Raw genomic sequence first — 3,130 nt, forward strand, 5'->3', positions numbered from 1 at the left:
AACTGATAGGCTTCCAGGCCATAGGTGCTCTTCTGATACGGGCCGATGTACGCCGCATCGTTCAGCTTTCCTATCAGGAAGCGGTACACGTCATAGCCGGCCTGGGGGACCAACTCCGCGTCCAAGAGGCCGTAGAGACGCACATCCTCTGGACCGTCCACCATCTGATACCAGATGATGATGCCGATGCCATCGGCAATCGCCCGCACGTTCCCCTGTACCACATAGCGCGAGTTGCCCTTCGGGGTATAGCCTTCCGCCGGCGGGCCGGCGTACGGATGTCCCAATTCCGTGATGACAAAGGGTTTGATCTGCACGCCGTTGCGTGTGAGCACCCCCTTCAGCGAATCGAGTTTCCCCTGAAGATCAAACCTCTGCGTGGTAGGATTATCCCAGTTGGCATGGTACTCGTGGAAATAATGGAAATTCATCACATCGAAATATAGGCCGCCGCCGGCGCGCAGGACATCGTCCAGGAAGTTCATGTTCAGGTGGTCCACATAGCGGAACTCATACCCCAGCGCGCCGATCAGCACGATGGCCTGCGGGTCCGCCTGCTTGATGGCGGGATAGACTACTTTCAGCATGTCGGCGTAGGCGCGGCCGGCGTTCCCCCAGCACCCACCGAGATTCTCGAACCAGCCGTCGGTGCGCATGTTATCCGGTTCGTTGTACAGCTCCCAGACCTTGATGTTGTACGGGGGCTGGCTGTAGCGCTCCACCGCCGCGCGGGCGAAGCGCGCCAGGTCATTCGGGTTATACAGCGGCCCACAGCGCGTCGCCGCCGCCCAAGAGGGGTTATCCCGGATGGTCACGACGAGCTGGAGGCCGGCCTCGGCCGCCCTGCGGAAAATGGTGTCATAGAACGACCATCGGTACTGGGGAGGATCCGATCGGGCCGGCTCCACATTATCCCAGGAGAGCTTGATGCGCACCCAGCGGGTGCCGGCGCTCACCGCATAGGAAAGCCCCTGGGATTCGTCAATGGTGCCCCGCATGTCCACCCCGAAGGGGGATGCCGGCGGCCAGTTCGGCAGGCTCCCCTGCCCCCAGCTTATCTGACCGAGGCCCCAACCCATCAAGAGGACGGCGGTAAGGATGACGGCGAGAAGATGTGAACGTCGCATGTCCTGAACCTCAATCTAGGAATATGGTGCAACCCATCGCGGCGCTCAGCGCCGCCGGCGCGCTAACAGCCATAATGCCGCGGTGACGCCGGCACCCAGCGCCGCTATCGCCAGCAGGATATATCCCTCGAGGCGCGCCTGGCGCGGTGCGGCCGCCGACGTGCTCACAGGCAGGGGTTCCGTCTGCGCTAATGTCGCTGTAGCCGGGGGAGTCACTGTCGCCGTGGGCGGCGCCGGCGTCCAGGTGGCGCTGGCCGTGGGAGAAGGCGTGCTGGTCGGCGGCACGGCAGTTGTAGGTGTGGGGGATGATGTAGGTGAACTGGTAGGTGTACGCGTCATGGTAACCGCGGGCGCCGGCGTATAGGTGGGCGTCTCCGTCGCAGGCAGTGTGGGCGTATGGGTCGGCGGTGGGGCCGGCGTGAAGGTCGCGGTCGGCGGCGGAGGGAGAGGCGTGTCCGTCGGACGCGGCGTAGGTGTCGGCGGCGCAGGGGTAGCCGTGGGCGGCAGGGTCGGCGTCGGGGGGGTCGTCTCCCACTGGAAAGGGGCGCGGAACAGCGGCAGAAAATCCCCGGCCGTCACCTCCGCCGGCAGGAAGGCAGCGGATACCGCGGAGCGTCCTCCGGCCGGCCAGGTGAGCACCAGCACTGTCAACAGAACGACCAGGATGTCCGCCGCCAGCCACTGCAGTCCGTGGCTCCGCCGGCGCCCTTCCGGGGAACCCGACATGTTATCGTCCGCGCCCATCGCACAGCCTCAGTGGTAGAATGGAATGACGTAACCTATAAGGCACAGGGCATCAAACAGCAGTAAGGCCAGCCCGCCGGCCCAGCCGGCCAGCCTGTACCAGCCCGCCGGCACCCATTCTCGCATACCCCACACGAACAACGTCGAGAGCGGGATGAGCGCCGGGAACAGGTACCGTCCCTGCGGCACCACACCAAAGCGGTAGCTCAGGTACAGCACCTCTTTGGCCATGATGAGCACCAGGGCGGCAATCGCTATCAACAGGTAGACGACCAGAGCGCGCAACAGATACCGTTCCGCCGGCCTCTCCCCCCGCGCCAGGCCTCCCAGGCCCTTGAGCAGGCCGGCGCCGGCGGCAGTGCACAGCCCCAGCAGGGCAACATACCACCCCTCGGCCAGGCGCACGTTCAACCAGCCGAACCGGGCCCAGAAGCTCTCGAAGATCAGGCGGGAATAGTAGAGATAGGGCGTGCGAACCAGGGCCTCGGCATACTCGCCGCTGATAAGCAATTCTACCACATCACGGGGCAGATGGAAAAAGCGCCACAGCGCCGCCGCAAGTGCCCGGCCGGCCGGCCAGAGCATTATCCCGCCGGCTGTCACCAGCAGGCCAGCCAGGATTCCCGCGGTGATCCACATCCAGCGCCGGCCGCCGCTCCGCGGCCAGAGCGCACCGATGAGGATGAGCACGAAAGCCGCCGGCGCGATGAAGCCGGTGCGCTTGGTCAGGAGCGCCAGCACAGCGCAGGCCAGCATGCCCCCCACCCTGCCCCATGTCAGGCGTTCCCGCAGGGCGCCGGCCCCGAACACGAAGACCCCCGCGGAGAAGAAGGCCGCCAGGTTATCGTTATTGGCGGCGGCGTGGATGAAGGCGAACATGGGCAGGCCGGCCGTGAAGGCCGCGATGCCGGCCGCCAGGCCGGGATGATGCGGAAAGAGCCTTCGGCCAGCCAGCCACGCCATCACCACAATGCCGGCGCCCAGCAGTGCCGAGAACCAGCGCACCAGCCGCAGTTGCGCCGCCGCATCCCCCAGGCCGCTCCAGCGCACCAGCCGGCCGGCCAGCCAGTAATACAGCGGCGGCTGATGCGTCTCATGGGCGAAGCCGGGCCAGATGTCATCAAGCGTGCGCGGGGGCTTCTGCGGGTCATACGGCTGGATGAAATAGCCGTACTGCCAGAAGCGGTGCTCCTCCATCGAGGAGATGATGTGCGCTTGGATGGCCAGGGACGCCGCGCCCTCCGCCCTCAGGAGGATGT

Annotated in this window: 3 protein-coding genes; all 3 read right to left on the reverse strand. The window is 65.7% G+C overall.

The window, feature by feature from the left end; genetic code table 11:
• Positions 1–1,127 (reverse strand): cellulase family glycosylhydrolase (locus H5T60_13480; protein MBC7243442.1); only part of this gene is annotated, 1,127 nt, incomplete at its 3' end.
• 45 nt (positions 1,128–1,172) lie between these two features.
• On the reverse strand, positions 1,173–1,871 hold the full coding sequence (locus H5T60_13485; GenBank protein MBC7243443.1) for a hypothetical protein: 699 nt from the start codon (positions 1,869–1,871) through the stop codon (positions 1,173–1,175).
• A 9-nt stretch (positions 1,872–1,880) separates the two neighbouring features.
• On the reverse strand, positions 1,881–3,130 hold a 1,250-nt coding region (locus H5T60_13490; protein MBC7243444.1), incomplete at its 5' end, for a hypothetical protein.

Source organism: Anaerolineae bacterium (assembly GCA_014360855.1).
In the GTDB taxonomy this organism is placed as follows: Bacteria; Chloroflexota; Anaerolineae; order JACIWP01; family JACIWP01; genus JACIWP01.

Coding starts and splice junctions, on each gene's coding strand:
- H5T60_13485 (MBC7243443.1), bottom strand. CDS start 1,871: ATGGGCGCGGACGATAACATGTCGGGTTCCCCGGAAGGGCGCCGGCGG.